Below are 22,278 nucleotides of genomic sequence, written 5' to 3' on the forward strand. Positions count from 1 at the left end.
TCTCCTTTGGTGATGACGTCAGAGCGAAATTCCCGGCGCCACCGGGACCTCGACCAGCGACGGGCCGGCGGTCGCGAGGGCGTCGAGCAGCTGGGTACGCAGATCCTCGGCGCCGCCGTTGGCGTGTGTGCCCGGCACGCCGTAGCTCGCAGCGGTCGCGCGCACGTCGAGCGCCGGCAGGTCCAGGCCGGGCACGGCGGAGACCGACTCCAGCGCGGCGAACCACTTGAGGATCCCGTACTCGTCGTTGCGCAGGATCACGAACGTGACCGGGATGGCGTAGGCCGCCGCCGTCCAGAACGCGGTGATCGCGTACTGCGCGCTGCCCTCGCCGAGCACGCAGACCACGCGCCGCTCCGGGAGGGCCAGCTGCACGCCGAGCGCCGCGCTGAGGCCGAAGCCCAGCCCGCCGCCCGCGCCGAACCAGTACGACGCGGAGCGCCCGATGCGCAGGCGCGCGCGCAACGCGGCCGTCGCGGTCGGGGCCTCCAGCACGACGATCGCGTCGTCGGGCAGGACGTCGGCCAGCGTCGCGCAGACGCGTGCTGACGACAGCGGGGTGCTGTCGTCCAGGGCCGGCAGGGGGCCCATCGGACTCGGCTGCGGGCGCCCGCTCGTCTCACGCACCTCCGCCAGGAGCGCCTCCAGCGTCAGCCGCACGTCGGCGACGACCGCATCACCCATTGGTGCGCGGGCGGCCTCGGACGGGTCGTTCGTGATGGCCACCAACCTGGTCTCGTCGGCCAGCGCCGGACCCGGGATGTAGGGGTAGTACGGGAACACCGAGGTGCCGGCGCAGAGCACGAGGTCGTAGGGCTCCAGCGTGGCGCCGAGCGGCCCGAGCGCCGGCGGGAGCACGCCCTGGAAGCTCGGGTGGTCCTCCGGGAAGCCCAGCCGGCCGCCGCCGGTGGCCGGGGAGGCGAAGACCGGCAAGCGCAGCTTCTCGGCCAGCGCGACGGCGGTGTCCCAGGCGCCCGCGGCGTCGATGCCGGGTCCTGCGACCAGGCACGGCGCGGACGCCTCCTCCAGCCGCCGGGCCAGCGCCCGCACGACCTCCGGCTCGGCGCCCGCACGCGAGGCGAGGTCCCGCGCGAGCAGTCGCGCGACGGCCCCGTCATCGGCCTCCGCCGCCCAGTCGTCCATCGGCACCGAGACGAACGCGGGCCCGGACGGCGCGAGCGCGGCGTGGTGGATCGCTCGCGCCAGCGCGGCCGGGACGTCCTGCGCGCGCGGCGGTTCGAAGCTCCACTTCACGAACGGGTGCGGCACCTGCGTCGCGTCGGCGTTCGTGAGGTTGGCCTGCATCGTGATCTGCGCGCGGACCTGCTGGCCGGCGGTCACCAGCAGCGGCGTCCTGTTGGCCTGTGCGTTGAACAGCGCGCCCATCGCGTTGCCGACGCCGGGGGCGGTGTGCAGGTTGACATGGCCGACAGTGCCCGAGGCCTGTGCGTAGCCGTCGGCCATCCCGACGGCCACGGCCTCCTGGAGCGCCAAGATGTAGCGGAAGTCCTGCGGGAAGTCCGCGAGCATCGGCAGCTCGGTCGAGCCGGGGTTGCCGAACATGGTGGTGATGCCGTGGCGGCGCAGCAGGTCATAGGCCGCCGCGCGGACGGTGGTCACGGCCGCCGTCCGCCCGCGGCGATCACCGCGAGTTCGTCGACCCAGCGTTGGTGCCAGGTGCGCATGTTGCGGCGGAGCATCGGCGCGAAGAGCCTGGACGCCGCGCCGCGCTGGGTCTCCTCCGTGTGGATCTCCGTCCGGCCGTCGCCGGTGGGCGTCAACCGCCAGGCGTGGTGGCCGACCGAGCCCAGCCCGCCGCCCGTCCAGGCGAGGCGGGCGTAGGGATCGAACTCGGTGACCTTGGTCGTGACCCTGGTGTTGAACGTCATCCAGCTGAACGTGGAGCCGATGGCGACCTCCGGCCACGGCCCGGAGATGTGCTTGACCTTCTTGACGTTGCCGTAGTACTCCGCCCAGTGGTCGGGGCGGATCAGCCACGTCCACACGGCCTCGGGTGGGGCCGTGGTCGTGCCCGTGTTGACGACGTGGATCGCCGCGCCGTCGGGGGTGTGGCCGGCGGGCCAGCGGATGGTGCTCATGCGGAGACTCCTCCGAATCGGTTGGCGAGGGTGCCGATGCGCGGCACGGTCAAGGCAACGGTCGCCCCCGGCTGGGGCAGGCGGCCGAGCTCGATGCCGCTGCACCCGGCGAGGGTCCCGGTCGAGAACAGCTCGCCCGCGACCACGGTCTCCCCCGCGCAGGCGCGCGCGAGGCAGACCTCCAGCGGGTGGGCGAAGTCGTCGGCGCGGCCGGACGCCCAGCGTTCTCCGTCGACGTCGACGTCGCCGGTCAGCGACGCCAGGTCGTCGAGGACCTCGTCGGCAGTCAGGACCTCGCTGGACATGGCGGTGGTGAAGCTCTTGCACTTCTGCACCGGCCCCAGCGGGCTGCCGTGGATCTCCTCCCACTGCGTGTCGCGCAAGGACACGTCGTTGAGGATCACCAGGCCGCCGATCGCCTCGCGGCACTCCTCGGGGTCGGCGTCGCGTACATCCCGGCAGACCACGAACCCGAGCTCCAGCTCGAAGTCGATGTCGTGCCCGTAGGGCGGCACCGCGATCGGCGTGCCGCTCGGGACCAAGGCGTTGTGGTTGCCTTGGTAGAGCAGCGGCAGGCTCAGCATCAGCGGCCGCGGGCGGAAGCCCGGGAACGTCTCTCCCGTGGCGCGCTCGTGCTCCTCGGCCTGGCGGAGGACCTCGCTTGGCGCGTACCGCGCGGCCATGCCCCGCGCCACGCCCTCGGAGTGCCGCGGCGAAAGCAGGAACGGGCGCAGCGAGCGCGCTGCAAACGGCAGCCGCGGCGTCAGGTCGGCGGCGAAGGCCTCGTCGGCGAGGCGCTCGGCGAGGCGGAGAGCCGCTTCGCGGACCGCGGTGCCGCCGGCCAGGAACGCGATCATATCGTCCTGCACGTCGCTCAGGAGCGCACGGACGCCGGCGTCGGCGGCGGCGCGATGGGCCAGCGCGTCGCGCAGCGGCAGCCAGCGGTCGCGCGGGGCATCCCAGAGCGCGACGCCTTCGCCGCGCTGACCTGCAACAACTCGGAGTCTCACAGCTTGCGCCCCTGTCGGTGGCCTTCGTAGACGGCTTCATAGGTCCCGCGCGGCGCGACGGCGTCGCCGATCACCTCAAAGGAGATGCCGCGCTGCTGCAGCGGCGCGCGCAGCGCGTCCTGCGAGCGCCGCGCGGTCGCCATCACGACCCAGTCGGCGGCCAGCTGGCGCGTCGTCTGCCCGGAGTGGTCGTGGATGAGCGACAGCGTGACGCGGTCGCCGTCGATCGCGGTGATGAAGTGGTCGGGAATCATCTCGACGCCGGCGGCGTAGAGCTGCGGGTAGATCCACTCCAGGTAGACGTCGAGGACCGTCTCCATCCCGACCATCGGCCAGCGCGTGACCAGCGCCACCTCGGCGCCGCGCTGGGCCAGCAGCACTGCGGTCAGTGGCGCGATGACGTCGGACTGATCGTCGACGACGACCACCCGCCCCTCGGGCACGACGGTGCCCTCGGCGACCTCGTCCCAGCCGGCGGTCCGCCCGGTCTCCCAGCCGGGCACAGGCTTCGCCGTCCAGCCCTGGAAACCGTCGCGCACGGCGCGCGAGCCGGTGGACAAGACGACGTGGTCGGGCGCCAGCTCGTCGAACAGGCCGTCGAGGGTGTCCTCGTCGACTCGCACACCGGTCCGGATGTCGGCGCCGTTGCCGGCGGCCTGCTCGCCCAGCCAGCGCCCGACGCGCCCGTACTCCTGGCGCGTCGGAAGCCGCGACTGCAGCAGGGCGTGGCCGCCGACCTCCGCCGCGGCCTCGACGACGGTCACCTGATGGCCACGAGCGGACGCCACGCGGGCGTACTCCAGTCCCGCCGGGCCGCCGCCGATCACGAGGACCCTCTTGGGGTCGGCTACGCGGGTCAGCGTGCCGCGCCCCCAGGCCGCCTCGCGCCCCATCGCAGGGTTGTAGACGCACTGGACCCGCCGACTCTGCATCGCCGTCTTCCAGCACAGGTTCGCCGCTACGCAGCGGCGGATGTCCTGCGGACGGCGCTCGACGGCCTTCTGCACCCAGTCGGGGTCGGCGAACAGCTGGCGACCGAGGCAGACGGCGTCGCCGTGGCCCTCGACGAGCATCCGCTCGGCGACGCCGGGCTCCGTGATCCGCCCCACCATCAGCACCGGCTTGCTGGAGACCTCCGTGATCGGCGAGGCCAGGTCACGCTCCCAGCCCTGCTCGAAGTGCATCGGCGTGTGGATGAAGGCGTGGTGGACCCCGGCCGAGACCGAGACGTAGTCGACGTCGCAGCGCGCCTCGAGCTGCCGGACGACCTCGACGATGTCCGGGGTCTCGAGGTCGCCGGGCCAGAACGAGGTGGAGTTGATGCGATAGCCGACGAACCGGTCCTGACCCACCGCCTGCCGGATCTCGTCCAGGCATCGGACCGGGAACGCCAACCGGCGCTCGGTGTCGCCGCCCCAGGCGTCGTCGCGGTGGTTGTACAGCGGCGACAAGAACTGCCACGGCAGGTAGCCGTGTGACAAGTGGAACTCGACGCCGTCCAGCCCCGCGGCCGCCGCGCGCTCCGCCGCGGTGCCGAAGGCCGTGATGATCTCCTCGATCTCGGCGTCGTCCATCGCCTTGGGCGTTAGCGAGCCCGGCGTCTCGCCGAGCGGGATCTGCGAGGGAGCGCGCGAGTACCACTCCGCGTCGGGGTCGAAGCGCGTGTCCTGCTTGAAGGCCAGCGCCGACCGCACCCCCGTGTGCAGCAGCTGGATGGCCAGCTTGGCGCCCTCGGCGTGGACCGCCTCGGCGACCCGGGCCAGCGGCTCGATGGCGCGGTCGTCGTAGATCGAGCCGATCGCCAGCGGCGCGGCCAGCGACGAAGGGTGCACGTGCGTCGCCCCGATGATCACCAACCCCACCCCACCGGCCGCACGCTCGCGGTAGTAGGCGACCGCCTGGTCGGTGAAGCGCCCCGACCACGGGTTGTCGACCCATGTCGGGCAGGTCGGCGGGAACACCACGCGGTTGCGGAGCTCATGCCCGCGGATCGACCACGGCGACAGCAACGTCGGGTAGTCAGGGTGTTTTACAAACATGGCTTGATTGTTTACAGATTTGCCAAAATTGTCAAGAACGTGGTCCAGCCTGCCGCTACGATCACTGCCGTGGCCCCACACATGACCCCTCTGCGCGGTGCCCGCGCACGCGCCGCGATCCTCGAAGCTGCCGGCCGGCAGTTCATGGCCGAAGGGCTGCGCAGGACCTCGATCGAGGCGATCGCCGCCGCGGCCGGCGTCTCGCGCCCGACCGTGTATGCGCACTTCGCCTCCAAGGAAGAGGTGTTCCGGACCATCGTCAGCGAGCTTCACGACGAGCACCTCGCGGCGATGGAGGCCGCGGTCGACCCCGCCCAGCCGATCGCCGACCGCCTCTACGCCGCGCTCGCCGCGCGCTTCGTCCCATTCGTCACGCTCACCGCCTCGACCAAGCACGGCGCCGAGTTCCTGGACGAGAACAACCGCGTCTGCGGCGACATCAACCAGGAGGCTCACAAGCGCTCGCTACGCCTCCTCGAGCGCCTCCTGGCTGACGCCGAGGCCGATGGTCAGCTCGTTCTGACGACCGCCGCACTCAGCCCGGCGCTCGCCGCGACGCTCTTCTACGACGCCGCCCGTGGCGCCAAGGACGACCCCACCGTCACCCCCACCGCCTACCGCCAGCAGCTTCGACGCCTCGTCACGGTCCTGGCCCGCGGCCTGGGTGCCACCGACGAGCCGCGAGCATCCCGAGAGCGACGCTAGCGGGACAGCGCGCCACGAAGCCCCTGTGCTCGCTGACTCCGGTGGGGAGCCACGGTCGCCGAGCAGGCCCGCGGCGTCGGAAACCGCAGGAAAGATCACCAACCAGATCAACGTCGTCGAGGGTCTCGAGCACGCGCCGCATGCCCTGCGCGGACTGTTCACCGGTGAAAACCTCGGCACGCAACTGGTCGAGATCGAAAGTTGGCCCGGGGAGCCGGCGTGACATCGTCGCCGTGGACAAGCGCCGGCTCCCGTCACCGGTCTCCCGCGAACGCCGGCCTGGTAACCGGCCGATCCGGCCTGGCCACCACGGACCTCGCCGGGCGTCATCCCGGACCGGCGCCCGAAGGCGGTGGTGAACGCGGCATGGCTGCCGAAACCGCATTCCGCGGCGATCCTGCCGACCGGAACGCCCGGCTCCTGCTCCAGCCGCCGGCGAGCCACATCCAGCCGCGCGTTGCGGATCAGCTCGCTCAGCGTCAGGCCCTCATCCCGCATTACGGCCTGCAGATAGCGTGGTCGGCGACGACGCGGCGGATGGTCGCGCGCACCTCGGATCGATGACTGTGGCCGGCGTCGCGGGCACCGGAACCGGCGAGGCGAGCGAGGTCGACGGCTCGCTCACACGCGGCGTCGAAGTCCGTGGCGGCCGGCGCGTCGCGCTCTGCCACCACGGTGCGGAGAAGATCGAACGCGACCCTGCCCAGGCCGCGGCGCCCTTCGAACACCATCGGACGATGGTCGAACCACCGCGCCCTGGCCAGCAGGCGGCTCTCCGGTGTGCTCCGCGGGAGCGGGGATACTCAGCCGCCCGTGCAGGCGCGAGACAGTCTTCGTCCACGCTTCCCTCGCGCCGGCGCTGCCTACCGCGTACATCGCTCACAACCTCGTGAAAAGTCGGCCTCGGTGGCGCTGACCAGCCCGCCACCCGAGGATGACTGGCCCGGCAACGTGATGGTCGACTACCCCTTCACCCAGGGCGACCCGGACGCCGTACTGGCCGTTCAGCGTGGGTTTCTTAACCCCGACGTGCTCCCGGGCTGAGGACCGGGTTGCGAGGCGGATTCGGGCAGGAAGTCTTGCGTCGCACCGATTTTCGCGTATTGGGTGGGGCGGTTCCGGCGCAGCCACAGTGCGCGGCCGGCCCCGGCCAGTGCGGCGAGTACGGGCAGCGCGGCGAGCGCCGCGACGGCGATCGGCCCGGGGTCGCCGACCAGGAGGCTGAAGTTGCTCAAGGACACGACCGCGAGCGACACCAGGGCGAGCACGCTCAGCGCCGGTGCGACGAACGTCTGCCACGGCCGGTTGTCCACCGCATTCCGGCGGAAGTAGGTGAACACCGCCACGGACGCAACGGCTTGCAGCACGATGATGCAGATCGCGCCGACGCCGGTGGCCCAGACGTAGAGCCCGGTGTACGGCGGCGCTCCCGTGGCCGCGAACACGACGATCAACAGAGCCGCCGAGACGGCCTGCACGGCACAGGCCACGTGCGGTGACTGCCGCTGCGCGTGGGTCCGGCCGAGCCCACCCCAGAGCAGGCCCTGGCGCCCCAGCGCGTACAGGTAGCGGGCAAGGGTGTTGTGGAAGGCCAGCACCGCGGCGAAGATGCTCGTCACGATCAGCACGTTCATGATCTCCACCGCGCCCCGGCCGAGGGTGTGTTCGATGGACTGCGCCGCGAAGTTGCCCGGGTCCTGCTGTGCGATGCCGATGACCGCGCCGATCCCGAACGAGTTGATGATCAGCCAGGTGGACGCGGCATAGAAGATGCCCATCACGATGAGCGAGACATAGGTGGCGCGCGGCACGGTCCGGCGGGGGTTGACGGCTTCCTCACCGTAGATGACCGTCGCCTCGAAACCGATGAACGAGGTGTAGACGAACACCATCGCGATCCCCATCGCACCGGCGAAAATGGTCTTGGGATCGAACGGTTCCCAGGACAGCCCGGCCGGCCCGCCGCCCGAGGCCCCGCCGGTGACGAACACGACGACGTCGAGCACCAAGATCAGTGACGTCTCCAGCACCAGCATCACGCCGAGCACCTTGGCGCCCAGCTGCACCCGCCGCACGCCCAGCACCCAGCAGACGGCCGTACCGATCAGCGAGTAGATCCACCACGGTATATCGAGGCCCACGTACTCGTGCACAAGCGGGTTCACGTAAGCGCCGAGCGCGCCGAACATGCCCGCCTGGATCGCCGTGTAGGAGAAGATCGCGAACGTCGCGGCGGCGAGCCCGGGAACCCGGCCGAGTCCTTGCGCCACAAAGGTGTAGAACCCGCCCGCGTTCACGACCCGGCGGCTCATCGCGGTGTATCCGACCGAGAACAACAGCAGGACGAGCGAGACGATGACGAAGGTCCCGGCCGCCCCGAGGCCGTTGCCGAGGCCGATGACGACCGGCACCCCGAGCACCACACCGGACAGCGGCGCGGCGGCCGAAACGACGAAGAACACGATATGTCCGACGCCCACGCTACCGCTGCGAAGCCGGCCGGGGGCGGCGGAGTCCTTACTGGACATGACGATCACTACTCTTCCTTGGATAGCGAACGTATCGGGGGGAACGGGATCAAACCGTGGCGAATTCCAGGCGAATCGAGTTCTGGTAGGTCTGCCCTGGATCGAGCCGCGGCGACGGGAAATGCGCGAAGTTCGGCGAATCGGGGAACGTCTGGGTCTCCAGAGTGAACCCCGCATGGGCCGGGTACGCCTCGAGCGGAGGTTTGGCCGTCACACCATGGAGATATCCGCCGGTGTAGAACTGCAGCCCCGGCTGGTCGGTGGACAGGATCAGCCGGCGCCCGCTGGCCGGATCGGTGGCTTCGAACACCTCGCGCATCCCGGTGCCGTCGAGCACGAAGTTGTGGTCATAGCCGGCTGAGCGGTCGGTCTGCCGCCCTGCGGCCCCGTTGTGGATCTGGTCCAGCCGGGCACCGATGGGCGTCGCGGTGCGGAAATCGAACGGCGTCGCCTCGACAGTGCGCACCTCACCGGTGGCGAGCAGTTCGTCGTCCACCGGAGTGTAGAACGAGCTGCGCATCCGCACGACATGGTCGAGCACGGTGCCGGAGTCGTGGCCGCCGAGGTTGAAATACGCGTGGTTGACGATGTTGGCGATCGTGCTCGCATCGGCCGTGGCCCGGATTTCGATGAGCAGCGCGGGCGGCGCGAGGGTGTAGGTGACACGGGTATCCAGGTTGCCGGGAAAGCCCTCTTCCCCGTCCGGCGAGATCCGGCTGAACCGCACCGAATCCATCTGGTGATCGACGTGGGTCTGCCACCGGAAGCGGTCGAAACCGGTGATCCCGCCGTGCAGATGGTTCTGCCCCTCGTTGATCCCCAGCCGAACTTCGGCACCGTCCAAAGTGAACCGTCCATTGCGGATCCGGTTGGCGTAGCGCCCGGCGGTGGCACCGAAGTAGTTGTCGTCGTGAGCCATTTCCTTCAAGGTGGGACGCTGCAGGACGACGTCGGCGGTCTCCCCGTTCCTGCCGGGGACGTGCAGTTCGGTCAGGCGCGCGCCCAGGTTGGTCACGACGGCCTTCCACGGTCCATTGTGGATGGTGACGAGGTCGACGTCGGTCCCGTCGAAAGACTCGGTGCGGTGCTCGATCATGACTCTCCTGTTGGGGTGAAAGGAATGGCGGGCAGACCGATCGCGTCGACGTGCGCGGTGAACAGCGCACCCGAGTGCGGATGTTGTGCTCGCCTGTGTTCGTCGAGATCGTCGATGGCGGTGGTGATCACCAGGGTGTCCAGCCGGGGTCCGGCGAACGTGGGGCACGAGACGTAGGGGGCATCGACGTGCACGACCGCGTACTGCCGCCCGTCCGGTCCGAAGCCTCGGACCTGCCCGGTCCCCCACACGGCCAGCCAGACTCCGCCCGCGGCGTCCACGCACAGACCGTCCGGGGAACCGTCCGGGATCTGCGCGAAGACCTCCCGCCGGCCCCACGTGCCCGGACCGGCGTCGTACGGGCGGCGCCAGACGACCTGCTTTCCCGTGTCGACGGAGTACATGAGCGTGCCGTCCGGTGAGAAGCCGAGGCCGTTGGACATGCCAAGGTCGTCGTCGACGACGACCGCGTCGCCCGGGGCCCGTACCTGGTACAGCGTCTCGGGACCGTCCGCCCCCAGGTTCAGCGTGCCCACCAGGAACCGGCCCGCCGGATCGGTCTTGCCGTCGTTGAGCCGTCGCTGCTGTCCTTCCGGTACCAGCCGCGCGACGCGTCCGACCGTGCCGTCGGCGCTCAGCTCGAGCACCTGCTGATGACCCGCGACCAGCAGTCCGCCGTGCCCCAGCGCGACGGCGCCCACGGTCACGTCGACATGGCAGCGCTCGACGGGGACGATCCGGCTGCCGTCCAGCGTGCCGCGGTGGACGTCGCCCTGGTGAATGTCCACCCAGAACAGTTCCTGGGTGCGGTGGTCCCACAACGGTCCTTCGGCCAGCGAGTAGGTGCTGGTGGTCGCCTGCTCGGCGATGTACTCCTTCATCGGAAAGTCACCTCCGGCAGGGCACGGCGTTCGATTTCGTCGAGGTCCGGCAGTCCCGCCCAGTCGCCCGTGGTGCCGACGGTGCAGGCGGCGCAGGTCGTGCCCCAGGCCAGCCGGGTCGCGAGATCCGCGCCGCGATGCCGGGCGGCGAGATAACCGGCGACGAAGCTGTCTCCGGCGCCGATGACGTCCGTCGCGACGACCCGGTGCCCCGCCACTTCGTGCGGCTCGCTCCCGCGAGTGACGGCGATGGCCCCGGCGGCTCCGCGTTTGACGACCACTTCGGACGGTCCGCGGGCCAGCAGGCTCGCCGCGGCCGCACGGGGGTCGGTTTCGTCGGTGAGCAGATCGAGCTCGTCGTCCCCGGCGAACAGGATGTCCACCTGGCCGAGGAGCTCCGCGGCGACCGACCGGGCCGTCGCGCGTGAAGTCAGCGTGCTCCGGTAGTTGACGTCGAACGACACCGTCACTCCCCTTTCAGCGGCGATCCGGACCGCTGCCAGGACGGCCTCGTGGCAGCTTTCACTCAGCGCGGGCGTGATACCGGTGACGTGCAGCATGTCCACGGCCTCGACCGCGGCGAAGGCGGCGCGCACGTCGGCGGCGCCGAGCCGGGAGCCGGCCAGGCCGCGCCGGTAGTAGCTGACGGAGGTGAAGTCAGGGGTCCGGTGATCACGGAGGAGAAACCCGGTCGGAACATCGGCGACGCGGCGGGCGCACGAGGTGCCGACACTCTCGGCCCGGAGATCCCGGAGCACCCTGGTGCCGATCTCGTCCGCACCAACGGTCCCGACCCATGCGGACGTCAGCCCCAGGCGGCGCACCCCGATCGCGACGGTCGCCTCCGCGCCCGCTGTGGACAGCCGCAGCGTCGTCGCGGTGCGAAGCGGAGTCCCGACGGGGGTGCCGGCGACGCCGAGCACCTCGCCGAGGGTCAGTAAGGCCACCATGCCGCTCACCCGGCACTTTCGAGCGCGGCGCGGAACCGGGCCACTCGCTCACTCAACCGCTCGTACGCCCCGGTGGCCAGGACGTCGCCGAGCAGGGCCCCGCCCATGCCCACCGCGATGGCACCCGCCTTCAGGTAGCCGGCCGCGTCGCCGAGTGAGACGCCGCCGGTGGGCAGCAACGGGATCGACGGGAACGGGCCGGTGACCAGCTGCCGCACCAGGGACGGGCCGCCTGTCACGGCGGGAAACAGCTTGACCGCGGTCGCCCCCGCCCGCCAAGCCTGGAGGATCTCGGTCGGGGTGCAGGCGCCGACGAGGATCGGCACCTGCGCTTCGACGGCGAACGCGATCACGTCGGGTTCGACGACAGGCGTCACCAGGAACTGACCGCCCGCCTTGACGGCTGCCTCCGCCTCGGCGCGGGTGACCACGGTGCCGACGCCCACGAATCCGCTCGCGCCGGCCGCATCGATCACTTCGGGCAGCGCCGCCAGCACGCCGGGCGTGGTCAGCGGGAACTCCATGATGCGGATCCCGTTGTCCGCCAACGTTTTCGCGGTGCCGGCGCAATACGTCGCCCGGTCGCCGCGAGCGATCGCGACACACCGCTGGGTCCGCAGATCGGCGAGGCTCAGCGGGCTCATCGCGGCGCGTCCTCGCCCAGGACGAACATGACCTTGCCCCGCGGGCTGCCGTCCCCGGCACGCAAGATCTTGATCGCTTCCTCGAACGCATCGAGGCCGAACCGGTGCGTCACCAGCGGCAGCGGATCGATCGTGCCGGAGTTGAGCAGGCGCACCACCTCGGCCCACGACGCGGCGGTGTAGCTGAAGCTGCCCCGGAGCGTGATGTCGTTGTTGACCAGATCATCGACCGGGATACGCGCCGTCTGGCCATGCCCGGCGATCCCCAGCACCAGCACCCGGCCACCCCGGCGCACGGCCTGTACCGCGGTCTCGACCGCCGCCGTGCTGCCGGCCGCTTCGACGACGAGGTCGTACGCCGCCCGCTCGGGGTCGCCGGTGGTGAAGGCGTCGGCATGGGACGTGTGAGCCAGTTCCGATTGCTCGGCACGGCGGCCGGCGATCGTGACATGTGCCGGCGACCAGAGCCTGACCAGCATCGCAGCGAGCAGAGCGACCGTCCCGTCACCGATCACCAGTACGCGGTCTCCTGGCACCGGCCGGATCTCGCGCAGGCCCCGCAGCACGACCGCCGCCGGCTCGACCAGGGCACCGGCCTCGACCGGGACGTCCGCTGCGAGCCGGTGCACCAGATGCGCGGGAACGACGACGCCCGGCCCCAGCGCGCCGTCGGTGGTGAAGCCCAGTTCGTCGTAGTCGGTGCACAGGTTGGTGGCCCCGCGACGGCACTCGCGGCACACCCCGCAGGCCAGCACACCCTCGACGACGACCGGGGCGCCGGCCAACGAGTCGTCGGCGTTCGCACCGACCGCGGCCACCCGGCCGGACCACTCGTGTCCCAGCACCAGCGGCAGGGACACATAGGCCGGGTCGAGGTCACCGTCGATGATCTCCAGGTCGGTGCCGCAGAGCCCGACATGCGAAGGCGTGACGAGTAGCTGACCGGGGCCCGGTGCGGGAGCGGTGCGCTGCTCGACGACCAGGTCGTGCGGGCCGCGCACGACCAGCGCCGGCCCGTGCGGGGCCGTCATGCAAGACCCACGTTGTTCGTGAGTACCGAATACCAATCCTTCATAGCGAACACGCTAGCAATGCGCTCCGCTGTCGCGCAACGGTCTTGTCCTCGGTCGTTGATCTGCACAGGAGGTCAACCGATCGATATCGAACCTGCACCATGCCGTGCTATCGTTCGGCCTACGTGACTAGCATTCGGTAGACACGAACAGAGCGCGTCAGCGCAGGGAGGAGTCGCCTTGACCACTCGACATTACGACGCGATCGTCATCGGGGCCGGTCACAACGGCCTGGTCACCGCCAACTACCTGGCCCGCTTCGGAAAGTCGGTACTCGTCCTGGAAGCACGCGGCGTCGTGGGCGGTGCGGCGGTGACGGAAGAACTGATCCCGGGCGCGAAGTGGTCCTCCTGCGCGTTCATCGCCGACATGATCCGGCCGGAGATCGTGGCGGATCTGGAACTGCGCAAGTTCGGATTCCACATGTACAGCCCGGCGACGATGGGTTTCGCCATGTTCCGCGACGGCCGGCATCTGTTCCTGCACAAGCGGGTGGCCGATACGGTGCGCGAAATCAGGAAGCATTCCCGCGCCGACGCCAGGAACTTCGTCGAGTGGGGCGCCCGGCTTCGCCGCTTCGGCGACTACATGCGGCCGTGGCTGCTGTCCGCTCCCCCGAGCCGCGCGCAGATCCGCGCCGAATTCGAGCGCAACCGCGAACTGGATCTCTACCGCGACTTCTTCGAATCCTCGACGCGCGACCTGATCGGCGGGTTCTTCGAAAACGACCTGATCAAAGGATTTCTGACGTTCTACGGGATGGTGTCGGTCTTCGCCGGACCCTCGACACCGGGCACCTCCTACGTGTTCGGCCATCACTCCTCGGGCGATTTCGACGGCGAGTTCGGTGTCTGGGGATTCGTCCGGGGTGGGATGGGCGGCTTCACCCAGGCACTCGCCGATTCGGCGCGGCACTACGGCGTGACCATCCGCACCTCCGCGCGGGTGGCGCGGGTACTGACCAAGGACGGCCGCGTCACCGGCGTCGCACTGGACACCGGCGAGGAGTTCACCACCGGCGTGGTGGCCTCGAACGCCGACCCGGTCCGGTCCGTCCTCGGCCTTCTCGACCCGGCCGATCTCGACCCGGGCCTGCGTGCGCGCATCGCGAATATCGACCAGCGCGGTTCGATGGCCCGGATCCACCTGCTGATCGACGAACTCCCGGCCTACCTTGGCCTTCCGGCCGGGCTCGGCCCGCAGCACCTCGGGCACCAGATGCTCGGCGCCTCGGTGGAGAACTTCGAAAAAGCCTGGCGGGCCGAGCAGGCGGGCGTACTCGCCGAGGACTACGCGATCGAAGCGGTCATCCAATCCGCGACGGACCCGACGCTCGCGCCGCGCGGGCTGCACACCCTGACCCTCGGCGTGCAGCAGCTGCCAGGGGAACTGGCCACCGAAGGCGGGTGGGCGGCGGCGAAGGAGTCCTGGGCGGACCTGATCGTGGACCGCCTGTGCGACTACGCGCCCAACCTCAAGGCGCACATCCTGGACCGGCATGTGATCACGCCGAAGGATCTCGAAGACGAATGGTCGCTCAGCGGCGGGAACATCTTCCACGCGGCGATGTTCGACGACCAGCTGTTCAGCGGCCGTCCGGTGCCCGAGCTCGCGGAGTACGCCACTCCCATCGAGGGCTACTACCTGTGTGGCGCCGGAACCCATCCGGGCGGCGGGGTCATGGGCGCCAGCGGGCACAACGCCGCCTACCGCATCCTGCAGGATCAGGCGCTCGCGAAACTCGACCCGCCCGCGCATATCCCCCGGGCCCGCTTCACCGACCGGGTCGCCATGAACCGGCTCGGCCGCAGGCTCGCTTACGAGGTCGCGCGGCAACCGGTCTTCGACTCGCTACTCGGCCGGATCACCCGGATCCCGCTGCCCGGACCCACCCCGTTTCCGTCCACTCTCGACAGGAGCGACACCGTATGACCATCCCCACCGGCGTGCTGCCCGTCCTGGCCACCCCGTTCGCCGAAGACGGGTCGATCGACGAGGAGAGCTTGCACCGGCAGATCGACTTCGTCATCGACAACGGCGCGCACGGCGTGGTGCTCGGCATGGTGTCGGAGGTCCTGCGGCTGTCCGAGGACGAGCGCGCCCAGCTGACGACCCTTACGTGCAAGGCGGTCGCGCGCCGGGTCACCGTCACGACCAGTGTGGGCGCGGAAAGCACGCATACGGCCGCCGGTTTCGCCCGGCAGGCCGCCGCCGCCGGTGCCGACGCCGTGATGGCGATCCCGCCGATGGGCACGGCCTGCGACGACGATCAGCTTTTCGGCTACTTCTCCGCCATCGTCGACGCCGTCGACGTGCCGGTCGTGGTCCAGGACGCGAGCGGTTATCTGGGCCGTCCCCTCAGTATCGAGCTGCAGGCCCGTCTCTTCGGGGCGTTCGGCGACCGGGTGCTGTTCAAACCCGAGGCCCAGCCGATCGGGCCGCGGCTGTCCAGCCTGCTCGCCGCGACCGATGGCGCGGCGAAGGTGTACGAGGGCACCGGCGGTCTGGCGCTTGTGGACAGTCACCGGCGCGGGATCACCGGCACCATGCCGGGTCCGGACATCGTCTGGGCGCTGTCCCGGCTGTGGCACGCGCTGGAGACCGGCGACCAGTCCACTGTGGACACTCTTCAGGGGCCCATGAGCGCGCTGGTCTCCTTGCAGAACAGCCTCGACTCCTTCGTCGCCGTGCAGAAGCATCTGCTGGTGCGCCAGGGTGTCATCCGGCAGGCGATCGCGCGCGGCCCGGTCGGCTACCTGCTCGACGAACAGACGGCCCGGGAGGTCGACCGGCTCTATGACGTGCTCGCGACCGCCGCTGGCTACCGTGGCTGACCATGGTGTTGCGTAGTGACAAGTGGTTCCGGCGTGACGACGAGGTCGGGGTCGAGCACCGGGCGGCGATGCATGCCGCGGGCACGCCGGCCGACGGCGGGCGGCCGGTCATCGGGCTGCTGAACTCGACGAGTGGGCTGAACCCGTGCAATGCCCCGCTGACCGAGCTCGCGGAGCAAGCAAGGCAAGGAGTTCTCGACGCCGGCGGGATCCCCGTCGAACTCGCCACCATGTCTCTCGGCGAGGATCTGATGAAGCCCACCGCCATGCTGTACCGCAACCTGATGGCCATGGAAGTCGAGGAAACCCTGCGGGCGAACCCGATCGACGGGGTGGTGCTGCTCGGCAACTGTGACAAGACGATTCCCGCCCAGCTGATGGGCGCGGCCAGCGCCGACCTGCCGGCGCTGCAGATCAGCGGCGGCTACCGGCGGCCAGGGCTGTTCCGGGGGCGGGAGGTCGGCGCGGGCACGGACCTGTGGTCGTACTGGACCGAGCGCCGCGCGGGACGTCTCGACGACGGCGAATGGCAGGCGCTCGAGCGGGCGCTGGGCTGCAGTGCCGGCGCCTGCAACGTGATGGGCACGGCGCTGACGATGGCGATGATGGCCGAGGTTCTCGGGGTGATGCTGCCGGGCGCCGGCACGCTGGCGAGCGGCTCCGCACGACTGTCGGAGCTGGCTTATGACGCCGGCACGCGGATCGTGCGGATGACGCGCGCCGGGGAGACCATCGGAGCGAAGCTGACCAGGGCGGCCTTCGAGCGGGCGCTCCGGGCCCTGGCGGCGATCGGCGGTTCCACCAATGCGATCGTGCACCTGATCGCGATCGCGGGCCGCCGCCGGATCGGGCTGAGCCTGGACGATCTCGCGGCAGCCGCGCGGGCGGTGCCGGTACTCGCCGACGTGCAGCCGATCGGACGGCACACCATCGCGGCCTTCGACGCGGCCGGGGGAATCCAGGCCGTGCTGTCGGCGCTCGAATCCGGTGTGGCGCCGGACACCCCGGTGATCCGGGCGCCGCACTCCCCCGTCACCACGCTGCCGGCTTTCGCCGTCGTGCGCGGAAATCTGGCCCCGGACGGTGCGGTGGTCAAGACCGCGGCAACCGACGGCAGGCTGCTCCGGCACACCGGTCCGGCGGTCGTGTTCCACGGCCATGACGATCTGCTCGCGCGCATCGACGATCCCGATCTCGACGTCCGCGAGGACTCGGTGCTCGTGCTCACCGGATGCGGGCCACGAGGCGGGGACGGGTTCCCGGAATGGGGAATGATGTCGATCCCGAAGAAGCTGGCCCGGCGCGGGGTCACCGACCTGGTCCGGATCAGCGACGCGCGGATGAGCGGCACCAGCTTCGGCACCTGCGTACTCCACGTGGCACCGGAAGCCGCCGTGGGCGGCCCGCTCGCGGCGGTGCACGACGGTGATCTGATCACTGTGGACGCGTTCGCAGGCAAGCTGAGCGTGGCATTGAGCGACGAAGAGATCGCCGGCCGCCTTGCCTCCCTGCCTCGACCGTCCACAGTGCACAGACGCGGCTGGCCGGCCCTTTACCAGCGGCACGTGCTGCAAGCCGACCGCGGTGCGGACCTGGATTTCCTGGTGCCCCGCGACGATGGTGAACTCACTTTCGTCGAGCCCACCATCGGCAGGAGCTAGCCTGCCGCGCCGTTTCCCGGCGCGGCATACGGATGGCCGGGCTGTCCGCCGATGACCTCGGCCATCCTGTCGGCATGGGCCCGTACCAGCCGGCCCAGTTCCTGAATGCGCCAGGCCGGCACGCCACTCTTCAGGCCCGTGATGCTGACCGCGGCGGCGCACGTGCCGTCGCGGTCAGCGAACGCGGCACCGACGCACAGCACGCCTTCGTCGTCCTCCTCGTCGTCGACGGCGAATCCGCGAACGCGGATCAGCGCGAGGTCTTCCATCAACGCGTCGAGGTTCGTGATCGTTTGCCGGGTACGTTGGGGCAGCCCGGTTTCGGCGATGATCGCGCGGACCTGCGTCTCGGGGAGCGTGGCCAGCATGGCCTTGCCGGCCGAGCTCCGATGCGGCAGCTCGCGTCGGCCGAGCGGGGTGAAGAACCTGATCGTGCCGCCGGCGTCGACACGGTCCATGAAGACGGCGTGCCCGTGTTCGAATACCGCCAACCGCGAGGTCCAGCCGGTTTCCGTGGTCAACGCCCGCATGACCGGCCGGACCGCCTCGATCAGCGGCAGCGAACGGACGTGGCTGTCGGCCAGCCGCAGGATGGCAGGTCCGAGGCGGTATCGCGGGCCCGGAGACACTTCGACGACGAAGTCATCGACGATCAACGTCTGCAACAGCGCGAAGGTCGCGCTCTTCGACCCACCGAGCAGCCGGGCCGCCTCGGTCACGGACAGCCCGTCCGCAGTGTGCGTCCCGAGCAGTTCCAGCAGGCGCAGACAACGCGCCACGCTCTGGACAACGTACTTGCCCTCTCGGGCGGGGGCTTCCGATTCAAGCTCTGACACACCGAACATTGTATGCCCATGCCGCACACGCGCCGATACGTACCTCTTCCCTGGCTCTTCGTAACGACTGCTCAAGTTCGACCCGTGCACGTTGACACCGCGCCCGGCAAGGTGAAAGCATCTGTTCGCTATAGCCGATTCTCGTTCGGTCTACGCGAACAAAGGAGTTCATTATGATCGGCGGATGTCTCCGGGCGCCTCTACGTCACCTCGCCTCACTGACCGCGGCCATCGTCGGAGCGGCCGCGCTCGCCGCCTGTGGGTCCGGCGGGGACGCGGCGGGTGGGACGCTCACCCTGTGGCACAACTACGGCACTGAAGCCAACGCGACCGCGACCGGCGATCTCGTCAAAGCGTTCGAAACGGCGAATCCCGATATCAAGATCAACGTCGTCAGCCAGCCTGCAGACAACTACTTTCCGCTGCTGCAATCGGCCACCATCTCCCATTCCGGTCCTGATCTCGCGGTCATGTGGACCGGCTTGTTCGCCCTCAAATACCAGAACCTCCTGGTGAATCTGAAAGATCTCGTGCCGCAGTCGGCACTGAGTGGGCAGAAGGGGCTGGAATACACTTCGCCCGGTTTCGACACGAGCCAGGGCACCCTGGTGATGCCGATGGACGACCAGTTCTACATCGGTTATTACAACAAGGCGTTGTTCCAGAAGGCGGGTGTGGCTTCGGTGCCGCGTACCTGGGACGAGTTGTACGACGCCTGCGCGAAGTTGACCGCGGCAGGCATCGAGCCGCTGGTCTACGGCAACGGCGGGCAGGCGCTGGGCGCGGAGTTCCTGCCCTGGTATGACATGAGCTACCTGGTCGCCGGCGTCGCCCGGCCGGAGGAACTGCAGAACCTCTACAGTGGCCGGACTCCCTGGACATCACCGGCTCTGCGCGACCAGTTGGACCACTGGGCCCAGTTGTCCCGGCGTGGCTGCACGAACAAGGACGTGCTGACCAAGACCGACAACCTCACCGACTTCACATCCGGCAAGGCCGCAATGATCATCGACGGCACGTGGGACCTCGGTGATTTCGAGAAGGCGCTCGGCGGCAACGTGGCCCCCTTCGTACCGCCATTCACCACCGCGCCGGCCACAAACGTCGTCGAGTACTCCGGCGACGGTTTCGCCATCACCAAGTCGTCGGCTCACAAGGCCGAGGCGGCGAAATTCCTGGAGTTCCTGGCCACTCCCCAGGCGAGCGCGATCATCGCCAAAGACGGCCTGATCCCCAACGTCGACGGCTATCACGTGACGGACCCGCTGGCCCAGCAGATGCTGGACTTCGCCGCGACGGGTGGGTACCGGCGATACCCGATGCTCGACAACGTGGTACAGCCCGAGGTGGTCGATGTGGGTTCGAAGACACTGCCCTCGGTGCTCGCGGGCAACACCCCGCCGGCCACGGCTCTGTCAGCCATGAACGACACGCTCAACAGCCTGCCTGCCGATCGCCGCGGGAGCTACAAGTGAGTCTCGCACCCAGCCGGCAGCAGGCCGGCGACGTCCTCGATCACACCATCCCCATGACGGCCGGCGGGCCCCGGCGACGGCAAGGGAGCGGCCTGGACCGCCAACGTGGCCGGTCCGGCGCACTGTTGACGCTGCCGGCCGTGGCCGTGGTCGCGGCACTGCTCGTCGTCCCGATCGGCCAGGCCCTGTACTACAGCATGACCGATTGGGACGGTTTCACCGCCCGCTGGGTCGGTCCCGGCACGCTCAGCCGCCTGTTCGCCAACCCCGCGTTCTGGCAGGTACTGCGAAACAACCTGCTGCTCCTGCTGATCGTGCCGGTGGCCGTACTCGTTCCGCTCGGCGTGGCCACCATGCTGCACGCTCACATCGCGGGGTGGAAATTCTTCCGCAGCGTCTACTTCGTCCCCGCCTCGATCTCGTGGGTCGTCACGGGAACATTCGCCAGCCGTTTCTTCGCCCAGGACGGACTGCTCAATCATCTGCTGGACGACCTCGGCCTGCATGCGTTACGTCTGGACCTGCTGTCCCACGAGCACTCCGCGCTGCTCGCCGTCGGTGTCACCTTCGTCTGGTCCCAGCTCGGCCCGAATACCATCATCTTCGTAGCCGGTCTGGCGAATCTGGATCCCGCATTGGAAGAAGCCGCCCGGGTCGACGGCGCGGGACCGCTGCGGGTCTTCCGCAGCATCACGCTTCCGCAGATGGCACGCTTCATTCAGTTCGCCACCGTGCTCACGATAGTCACGGCTTTCACCGCATTGTTCAGTCTCATCTTCGTCATGACCGGCGGTGGCCCCGGCAATGGGACCACAACACTGGAGTTTTTCGTTTATCAGCAAGCATTCAGCCAGGGCGACTTCGGCTATGGCGCCATGCTCGGCGTCGTACTGTTCGGGCTGGTCGCGCTGATCACCGTGATCCAGTTCGCGATCGGCCGTCTCCTGACGAAGGGGAATTGAGGAACCCCATGGCTACTACCCTGTTGCCGCGCGCTGCGGCGCTGACCGCACGGCGGTTCAAACGCGGCTTGCTGTTCCTGGTCATGCTGCTGCTGGGCGTGATCATGCTGTATCCGCTGTACTACATGGTCGATTCGTCGTTGCGCACGTCCGCGCAGTACCAATCCGGTTCGGGCCATTCACTGGCCAGTTGGCATGCGTTGTTCGAGGCGCTTCCGGTCGGCCAGGAGATGGCGAACTCTGCCCTCATCACGATAGCGGCGCTGGCCATCATCGTCGCGGTCTCGACCAGTGCCGGATTCGGCTTCGCGAAGCTGCGCTATCGGGGCAGCGGAGCGGTCGTAGCCGCGATCATCGCCTGCCTGATGGTGCCGGTCCAGTCGATCATCCTGCCCGAATTCGCCAACCTGTCTCAGGCCGGCCTCGTCAACAACTATTCCAGCGCCATCCTGGTTTATGCCGCGCTCGGGACACCGTTCGCCACGTTTCTGATGACCGTGTACTTCCGGGAACTCCCGGATGAACTCATCGAAGCCGCGCTGCTCGACGGACTGAGCTACCGATCGATCTTCGTGCGGATCGCACTGCCGATGGCACGTCCGGCGATCGCGGCGGTCGTCGTCCTGCAGTTCATCCAGATCTGGGACGATCTCCTCGTCGGGCTGCTGTTCCTGCAAACTCCGGAGCACCGGACGATCACCACCGGGCTCGGAGTGCTCGCGGCCGGCCGGGTGACCAGCCTGCCGGTCCTGATGGCTGGTGCCACGCTCAGCGCGCTACCCGCCGTCGCCGTCTACCTGCTCCTGCAACGTCACCTGGTTCGCGGCCTGACGATGGGAATCGGGAAGTAGCCACCGTGCTCGGCGGCCGCGGTTGAGCCGGTGGCATGGGCTCAGCGGCGCCGAAACTCGCACAGGAGGTACTGCCAGTCTTGGCCCTGCTCACCGATCCGCAACGCGATCGGTGCCTGCTGGGGGAATCGGGCTGTGCCTGGCCACCCTGATCGGCTTGCCATGCTCATCGAGGAGCCGCAGTGTTTCGGGTGCGGCCGGCACGAAATCGAAGGCGGGACCCCTGCGCACACCGGGAACGCGCCCACGCCATTACCCATTCTCTCGGCAGCTCGCCGATCGGCCTCACCCGCCGCTGCCCGTCAGGGCGTCGGCCCGTAGAACCGGTCCCAGAACTCCAGGTAGGGCCGCTCCGGCACCTCGGCGACGACACTGCCGTCCGAACGCAGAACCATTGCCCGGGAACCGTCGAACTCCGGCCAGTCCGGAAGGTCCGGGGCGGCCGGGCGGCCGTGCTCGGCGAAGTGTGCCCACGCACGCCGGACGGTGTCGGCAAACCGGACGTCCGCGGGGGTCCAGGCCCAGTCGGCCGGCTCGATGGCACCACCGAACGTGGAGAACAACGAGGCGCCGTGGAACGCCCCGAGTGGCCGGGGCAGCTCCTGCTCGCGGTACCGCCCGGGCGGGACGGGCG

General features: G+C 69.4%; 21 protein-coding genes and 1 pseudogene. 8 read left to right on the top strand and 14 right to left on the bottom strand.

Features of this window, described 5'->3' with window-relative positions; genetic code table 11:
• Positions 1 to 18 precede the first annotated feature (18 nt).
• The 4 genes from mdlC to GKO32_RS31760 are packed head-to-tail and all read right to left on the bottom strand — an operon-like array spanning position 19 to position 5,148.
• Positions 19 to 1,620 (bottom strand): benzoylformate decarboxylase, encoded by a 1,602-nt coding sequence (mdlC, locus tag GKO32_RS31745; protein WP_312868897.1) that lies wholly within the window; start codon positions 1,618 to 1,620, stop codon positions 19 to 21.
• Positions 1,617 to 2,099, bottom strand: a complete 483-nt coding sequence (locus GKO32_RS31750; RefSeq protein ID WP_154760598.1) for an SRPBCC domain-containing protein — start codon at positions 2,097 to 2,099, stop codon at positions 1,617 to 1,619. The genes mdlC and GKO32_RS31750 overlap by 4 nt, the downstream gene beginning before the upstream one ends.
• Positions 2,096 to 3,109 (bottom strand): fumarylacetoacetate hydrolase family protein, encoded by a 1,014-nt coding sequence (locus GKO32_RS40315; protein ID WP_154760599.1) that lies wholly within the window; start codon positions 3,107 to 3,109, stop codon positions 2,096 to 2,098. Before GKO32_RS40315 ends, GKO32_RS31750 begins: the two co-directional genes overlap by 4 nt.
• The gene (locus GKO32_RS31760) at positions 3,106 to 5,148 is read right to left on the bottom strand and encodes an oxidoreductase (RefSeq protein ID WP_154760600.1); all 2,043 of its coding nucleotides are present in this window, start codon (positions 5,146 to 5,148) and stop codon (positions 3,106 to 3,108) included. Before GKO32_RS31760 ends, GKO32_RS40315 begins: the two co-directional genes overlap by 4 nt.
• A gap of 69 nt (positions 5,149 to 5,217) precedes the next feature.
• Between GKO32_RS31760 and GKO32_RS31765 the strand changes: the two genes are divergently transcribed.
• Together GKO32_RS31765 and GKO32_RS31770 are read left to right on the top strand one after the other, a co-directional pair.
• Entirely contained in the window at positions 5,218 to 5,853 is a 636-nt protein-coding gene (locus GKO32_RS31765) for a TetR/AcrR family transcriptional regulator (protein WP_312868898.1), read from the top strand.
• A gap of 25 nt (positions 5,854 to 5,878) precedes the next feature.
• Positions 5,879 to 6,076, top strand: a complete 198-nt coding sequence (locus GKO32_RS31770; protein WP_208024611.1) for a hypothetical protein — start codon at positions 5,879 to 5,881, stop codon at positions 6,074 to 6,076.
• A 146-nt stretch (positions 6,077 to 6,222) separates the two neighbouring features.
• Here the strand turns inward: GKO32_RS31770 and GKO32_RS40690 are convergent.
• The 8 genes and pseudogenes from GKO32_RS40690 to GKO32_RS31810 form a co-directional block, all read right to left on the bottom strand.
• Positions 6,223 to 6,351 (bottom strand): annotated as a pseudogene (locus tag GKO32_RS40690) (helix-turn-helix domain-containing protein); the annotation flags it as partial.
• The gene (locus GKO32_RS31780; protein WP_154760601.1) at positions 6,351 to 6,584 is read right to left on the bottom strand and encodes a hypothetical protein; all 234 of its coding nucleotides are present in this window, start codon (positions 6,582 to 6,584) and stop codon (positions 6,351 to 6,353) included. The gene GKO32_RS31780 and the pseudogene GKO32_RS40690, both read right to left, overlap by 1 nt.
• A 273-nt stretch (positions 6,585 to 6,857) precedes the next feature.
• Positions 6,858 to 8,381 carry an APC family permease gene (locus GKO32_RS31785; protein WP_166459795.1) on the bottom strand — a complete coding sequence of 508 codons (1,524 nt, stop codon included), beginning with the start codon at positions 8,379 to 8,381 and terminating at the stop codon, positions 6,858 to 6,860.
• A gap of 49 nt (positions 8,382 to 8,430) precedes the next feature.
• On the bottom strand, positions 8,431 to 9,477 hold the full coding sequence (locus GKO32_RS31790) for an aldose epimerase family protein (RefSeq protein WP_154760603.1): 1,047 nt from the start codon (positions 9,475 to 9,477) through the stop codon (positions 8,431 to 8,433).
• Entirely contained in the window at positions 9,474 to 10,358 is an 885-nt protein-coding gene (locus GKO32_RS31795) for an SMP-30/gluconolactonase/LRE family protein (protein ID WP_154760604.1), read from the bottom strand. Before GKO32_RS31795 ends, GKO32_RS31790 begins: the two co-directional genes overlap by 4 nt.
• Complete coding sequence (locus tag GKO32_RS31800) at positions 10,355 to 11,308, bottom strand: sugar kinase (protein WP_246245023.1); 954 nt, start codon at positions 11,306 to 11,308, stop codon at positions 10,355 to 10,357. The genes GKO32_RS31795 and GKO32_RS31800 overlap by 4 nt, the downstream gene beginning before the upstream one ends.
• Positions 11,309 to 11,313: 5 nt before the next feature.
• A complete protein-coding gene (locus GKO32_RS31805; RefSeq protein ID WP_154760606.1) occupies positions 11,314 to 11,952 on the bottom strand; it encodes a bifunctional 4-hydroxy-2-oxoglutarate aldolase/2-dehydro-3-deoxy-phosphogluconate aldolase in 639 nt (212 codons plus the stop codon).
• Entirely contained in the window at positions 11,949 to 12,983 is a 1,035-nt protein-coding gene (locus tag GKO32_RS31810; protein ID WP_154760607.1) for a zinc-dependent alcohol dehydrogenase, read from the bottom strand. The genes GKO32_RS31805 and GKO32_RS31810 overlap by 4 nt, the downstream gene beginning before the upstream one ends.
• A gap of 222 nt (positions 12,984 to 13,205) precedes the next feature.
• On the opposite strand from GKO32_RS31810, the gene GKO32_RS31815 reads away from it, so the two are divergent.
• The 3 genes from GKO32_RS31815 to GKO32_RS31825 are packed head-to-tail and all read left to right on the top strand — an operon-like array spanning position 13,206 to position 17,520.
• On the top strand, positions 13,206 to 14,957 hold the full coding sequence (locus GKO32_RS31815; RefSeq protein WP_154760608.1) for a phytoene desaturase family protein: 1,752 nt from the start codon (positions 13,206 to 13,208) through the stop codon (positions 14,955 to 14,957).
• Positions 14,954 to 15,859, top strand: a complete 906-nt coding sequence (locus tag GKO32_RS31820; protein ID WP_154760609.1) for a dihydrodipicolinate synthase family protein — start codon at positions 14,954 to 14,956, stop codon at positions 15,857 to 15,859. Before GKO32_RS31815 ends, GKO32_RS31820 begins: the two co-directional genes overlap by 4 nt.
• Before the next feature lie 2 nt (positions 15,860 to 15,861).
• The gene (locus tag GKO32_RS31825; RefSeq protein ID WP_154760610.1) at positions 15,862 to 17,520 is read left to right on the top strand and encodes a dihydroxy-acid dehydratase domain-containing protein; all 1,659 of its coding nucleotides are present in this window, start codon (positions 15,862 to 15,864) and stop codon (positions 17,518 to 17,520) included.
• On the opposite strand, the gene GKO32_RS31830 is transcribed toward GKO32_RS31825, so the two are convergent.
• Positions 17,517 to 18,356 carry an IclR family transcriptional regulator gene (locus GKO32_RS31830; RefSeq protein ID WP_166459796.1) on the bottom strand — a complete coding sequence of 280 codons (840 nt, stop codon included), beginning with the start codon at positions 18,354 to 18,356 and terminating at the stop codon, positions 17,517 to 17,519. The two genes, GKO32_RS31825 and GKO32_RS31830, sit on opposite strands and share 4 nt — an antisense overlap.
• 173 nt (positions 18,357 to 18,529) lie before the next feature.
• On the opposite strand from GKO32_RS31830, the gene GKO32_RS31835 reads away from it, so the two are divergent.
• Genes GKO32_RS31835 through GKO32_RS31845 form a run of 3 tightly spaced genes read left to right on the top strand, consistent with a single transcriptional unit; the run spans position 18,530 to position 21,644 of the window.
• Positions 18,530 to 19,831, top strand: coding sequence for an ABC transporter substrate-binding protein (locus GKO32_RS31835; protein WP_154760612.1), 1,302 nt, complete (start codon positions 18,530 to 18,532; stop codon positions 19,829 to 19,831).
• Positions 19,828 to 20,793, top strand: a complete 966-nt coding sequence (locus GKO32_RS31840) for a carbohydrate ABC transporter permease (RefSeq protein WP_154760613.1) — start codon at positions 19,828 to 19,830, stop codon at positions 20,791 to 20,793. Before GKO32_RS31835 ends, GKO32_RS31840 begins: the two co-directional genes overlap by 4 nt.
• 8 nt (positions 20,794 to 20,801) lie before the next feature.
• Entirely contained in the window at positions 20,802 to 21,644 is an 843-nt protein-coding gene (locus GKO32_RS31845) for a carbohydrate ABC transporter permease (RefSeq protein ID WP_154760614.1), read from the top strand.
• A gap of 302 nt (positions 21,645 to 21,946) precedes the next feature.
• Here the strand turns inward: GKO32_RS31845 and GKO32_RS31850 are convergent.
• The coding region (locus tag GKO32_RS31850; RefSeq protein ID WP_154760615.1) for a carboxylesterase family protein at positions 21,947 to 22,278 on the bottom strand (332 nt) is incomplete at its 5' end.

The sequence above is a fragment of the Amycolatopsis pithecellobii genome (genome assembly GCF_009707865.1).
Taxonomy (GTDB): domain Bacteria; phylum Actinomycetota; class Actinomycetes; order Mycobacteriales; family Pseudonocardiaceae; genus Amycolatopsis_E; species Amycolatopsis_E pithecellobii.